The following is a 4,659-nucleotide window of genomic DNA, read 5'->3' on the forward strand; positions in this document are numbered from 1 at the left end:
GACAGTGAAGAGCTCTATAATAATCCGATTCATCCGTATACGAAATCATTGTTATCCGCTATTCCACTGCCAGATCCAAATTATGAACGGTCTCGTCAACGAACGAATTATGACCCAACAATCCATGATGTTAGCGAAGATCCTGAATTTAGGGAAATAAAACCTGGCCATTGGGTGCGCTGTACGACAAAAGAATTGGAGCGATACAAAAAGGAATTAGGAGTGTAATGACAGGAAAATCCTTGCTGCCAGCGTGTGTTAGCAAGGATTTTTATCCTCTATATACTGCCAGTTATATGCGGGATAAAAACGTTCGTCATGTGGCAAATAATACCTGCATGAATAGTGAAATCCTACGCAACAATTGAACTCGCTTACATGTGGAAAAGTAATTGAAATTGGTTCTGTTAGGAATAGTTTGACAATATCATGAAAATAAATGTAAAATATATTCACATGTTAACGATGTATAAGGGGGAGTTTGTATGAAAAATAAAAACCTTATGGTTTCTATTGCTATGCTACTAGTATTAGCTCTATTTCTAGCGGCATGTGGTGGTAATGAAGAAGGCAAAAATGGTGATGGTGGATCAGATGGTGGAGACAAACCTAAGTTTCTAAGCATGCTTACAGGTGGAACAAGCGGTACCTATTACCCGCTTGGTGGAGAAATGGCAAAGATTATTGATGATGAAACAGGTATACAAACAGATGCACCATCTTCCAATGCTTCTGCTGATAATGTAATGGCATTAAGTAACGAAGAAGCAGATCTAGCATTCGTTCAGACAGATGTTGTAGCAAATGCTATTGAAGGAATCAATTCTTTTGAAGGTAAAGCTGTAGATAATGTTCAGGCGATTGGTTCGCTATATCCAGAGACTATTCAAATCGTAACAACAAAAGATTCCGGAATTGCATCTGTAGAAGATCTAGCTGGGAAAACGGTTTCCGTTGGTGCACCAGGGTCTGGTACGTATGTAAATGCAGAACAAATCCTAGAAGTACATGGTATGACAATGGATGATATTGATGCGCAAAACCTTGATTTTGGAGAGTCTACTGGTGGTATCCAAGACGGTAATATTGATGCCGCGTTTATCACAGCGGGTACGCCAACAGGAGCTGTTGAAGGATTATCAGCAACGGTTGATGTAGGAATTGTTCCAATTGCTAAAGATAAGGTTCAGGCATTAGTTGAAGAGTATCCATATTATGCTGAAGATACAGTTAAAGCAGGTACGTATAATATTGAAGAAGATGTAACAACAGTAGCAGTATTGGCAATGCTTGCTGTAAGAGATAGTTTATCTGAAGAGGTAGTATACGATATTACGAAAGCAATATACGAAAACACGGATAAAATTTCTCATGCAAAAGGTGAATTTATTACGAAGGAATCTGCGTTAGATGGTATTGGAATTGATCTGCATCCAGGTGCAAAGAAATATTTTGAAGAAGAAGGTATTTCTGCTTCAAAATAAGTTTTACAATAAATAACTTGGTGGCCGGCTGTAATCCTGCATGAATGTAGGAATTTGCTGCCGGTCAACCCATGTTTAGAAGCGTTTACATCTTCTTATACAAATCTCAACGGTTTCTAGGTGAATATTCATGAAGTTTTCTAAGAAAAAGAGAATGATAGCTATTCTGGTTCTTCTACTATTAATTACTCTACTTGCTTTATGTGTTCCTTTCCGAACAGCCCTAGTATTTTATGAAGAAAATACAAAGCAAATTGATGCGTTCCTTCCTATAGAAGAAGGCGCCCCCTTCCAATTAATTTTCAAACATTCTATTCATTTAACGGATGTTGTGGAAAAATATGTTGTACTAGATAATCAGAATATGAAGCAAAATGAAATTGTATATGAAGAATTTGGAATTGGTATGCCATCTAATGCTCAAGAAGGTGAAGAATTCACGTATGAGGATGGAAAATACCATATTAAAAGGCTGGATAATATTTTTCCTAACATTAAATTAAGAAACGGCAAAACCGTTTCTGAAAATCGACTTGTTTGGGGCGAGAACGCAGAGCATCAAATCTACCTAAATAAATACTTTAAGCCAGGCTCTTGGTTTACTTTAAAAATAGAAAATTTAACACTATGGGAATACTTGAAAGGAGTGAGGATCGTTGAGTGACTCAAAAGATCAATTAACCGAAAAACAGCAAGAGGAATTGTTACAGAAATATGATTCTGAATCGAATACGAGAAAGCTTGCTGGTACAGCGGCTGCTATCGTTTTTATCGGATTATTAGCATTTTCTTTATTTCAGCTTTATACAGGAGCCTTTGGCCAATACACTGCTTACATTCAGCGTACGGTCCATTTAGGTTTTGCACTATCCCTAATTTTTCTATTGTTTCCAGCAAGAAAAAAGGGGAACAAGAAGAAGGTTGCTTGGTATGATTATTTGCTCGTATTATTGTCCATTATCGTTTGTGGCTACTGGCCAGTTTTCTATGAGACGTTAGTACAGCAAATTGGAAGTATTACACAGGTGCAGATGTTTATTGGTGGAGCAGCGATATTACTTGTTCTGGAAGCTACTCGACGAGCAGTAGGGCTTCCAATAACCATTATTGCAATTATCTTTTTGGTATACGCATTATTCGGCCCGTATATGCCAGGCATGCTTGCACATAGAGGGCTGAGTCTACAACAGTTAATTGATTCAATGTTTTTTACAACGCAAGGTATTTTAGGTACGCCTTTACAGGTATCGTCAACTTATATCTTTTTATTCCTATTATTTGGTGCATTTTTAGTACAAACTGGGGTAGGAAATTACTTTAATGATTTGGCAATTTCACTTGCGGGTCGTCGAACAGGTGGACCAGCAAAGGTTGCCATCTTTTCAAGTGCCTTGAATGGTACTATTTCAGGAAGCTCTGTTGCTAATACTGTTACAACTGGGTCTTATACCATACCGATGATGAAAAAGCTCGGTTATAAACCAAATTTCGCTGGTGCCGTTGAGGCGGCTTCCTCTACTGGTGGTCAAATTATGCCACCAATTATGGGAGCTGCAGCGTTTTTAATGATAGAGTTTGCTGGAGTGGGTTATTGGGAAATTGCGAAGGCGGCTACGATACCAGCCATTTTATACTTTTCTGGTATTTGGATAATGACGCATCTAGAGGCAAAGCGTACCGGCTTACACGGCTTGCCAAAGGACCAGATCCCGCCTAAAAAGGAAGTTTTCAAAAAGATTCATTTATTGCTTCCGATTATAGCTATTGTCTGGTTACTATTTAAAGGGTTTAGTATTGAACGAACAGCGTTACTAGGAATAGGTATTACGATCTTGGTTAGTATGTTTAGAAAAGATACACGGATTAATCTATCAAAATTTATAACGGCGTTAACCTCTGGAGCAAGAACGGCACTAGGTGTGGCAGCTGCAACTGCTTGCGCTGGTATTATAGTCGGTGTCGTAACAAAAACAGGTCTTGGGCTGAAATTGGGAAATAGTCTTGTAAGTATGGCAGGATCTCTTGCAAGCTCTGCTGATATGCAGTTACTGCTTACACTGTTTTTCACAATGGTTGCTTCCATTATATTGGGGATGGGATCACCAACTACAGCTAACTATATCATTACATCAACGATTGCTTTACCAGCTATATTAGCATTGAATGATCAACTTGAAGTTGCCATACCAGTACTTGCAGGTCATATGTTTGTGTTTTATTTTGGAATTGTTGCTGATATTACACCTCCAGTAGCACTTGCCGCATTTGCAGCGACGGGAATATCGGGCGGTGAACCAATACGAACAGGGGTGAATGCTGCGAAATTGGCAGTAGCAGCATTTATCATTCCATATATGTTCGTTCTACAACCACAGCTGTTAATGATTGATACGACCGTACTAAGTATTATTTGGATTCTCTTTACGGCTATTACGGGCATGATTGCAATTGGTGCTGGTTTAATTGGATTTTGGTACCTTAAGCTAAATTGGCTCGTCCGAATTATTTCCGTGGTAGTAGGTTTAATGCTCATTTATCCAGAAGGCAATACAGATATTTATGGGCTTATTGCATTTATCATTATGATTGCTGTTCAATTTATGATGAATCGCTCCCAAGGGCAAACAGAGCTGATGCAGCAAGCAAGTGAACAATAAAGTGAAACTTCAATCGTGGGGGATTTTGTTTATCCCCCCACGGATTCGAAGTACCACAAGGGTATGACCTAAAGGCCCTAGAAACAATCGGACATTTACTGGCAGTTTATCCCCACTCACCAATATTAGTTTCACTTGATTGCTTGGAGTGTGGTCTTACTGCAAGTTATATGCGGGATAAAAAAATTACATGATTCAAGAGATGGGTTGTCGTAATATTTCGGCAGCCTATTTTTTGTTGTCTAGGAAACTATAAAATTAGCCCATCTGAATAAAAATGGGCATGTTGAGCCGCGTCCAGATCCAGCGCCCAGAAAACGGAGGCGACCTCACGAATCGCTCTAAGCTAAAGCATCATCGACTAGCAAGCACACCATGATTCCTTTAACTCCGTTGACTTGCTCCAGTCGCTACGTTTTTATTCGGGCGCTTCCGCTTTTGTCTAAGTTAAGAAAGTATAAAATCAGTGCAATGACTGCGTTAAGCCAAGTAGTTATTTTGAAATGTTAGATGTATAT

Annotated in this window: 3 protein-coding genes and 1 pseudogene; all 4 read left to right on the forward strand. The window is 39.0% G+C overall.

Annotation, left to right across the window (positions count from 1 at the left end; genetic code table 11):
* Positions 1-228 (forward strand): annotated as a pseudogene (locus Q1A47_RS19980) (peptide ABC transporter ATP-binding protein); the annotation flags it as partial.
* A 257-nt stretch (positions 229-485) separates the two neighbouring features.
* Complete coding sequence (locus tag Q1A47_RS19985; protein WP_166531006.1) at positions 486-1,484, forward strand: TAXI family TRAP transporter solute-binding subunit; 999 nt, start codon at positions 486-488, stop codon at positions 1,482-1,484.
* 130 nt (positions 1,485-1,614) lie between these two features.
* Positions 1,615-2,148 (forward strand): DUF1850 domain-containing protein, encoded by a 534-nt coding sequence (locus Q1A47_RS19990; protein ID WP_026682264.1) that lies wholly within the window; start codon positions 1,615-1,617, stop codon positions 2,146-2,148.
* Positions 2,141-4,141 carry a TRAP transporter permease gene (locus tag Q1A47_RS19995; protein WP_026682263.1) on the forward strand — a complete coding sequence of 667 codons (2,001 nt, stop codon included), beginning with the start codon at positions 2,141-2,143 and terminating at the stop codon, positions 4,139-4,141. The genes Q1A47_RS19990 and Q1A47_RS19995 overlap by 8 nt, the downstream gene beginning before the upstream one ends.
* The last annotated feature ends 518 nt before the right edge of the window (positions 4,142-4,659 follow it).

This window comes from uncultured Virgibacillus sp. (genome assembly GCF_947495635.1).
Classification (GTDB): Bacteria; Bacillota; Bacilli; order Bacillales; family Amphibacillaceae; genus Virgibacillus; species Virgibacillus salarius.

Coding starts and splice junctions, on each gene's coding strand:
- Q1A47_RS19985 (WP_166531006.1), top strand. CDS start 486: ATGAAAAATAAAAACCTTATGGTTTCTATTGCTATGCTACTAGTATTA.
- Q1A47_RS19990 (WP_026682264.1), top strand. CDS start 1,615: ATGAAGTTTTCTAAGAAAAAGAGAATGATAGCTATTCTGGTTCTTCTA.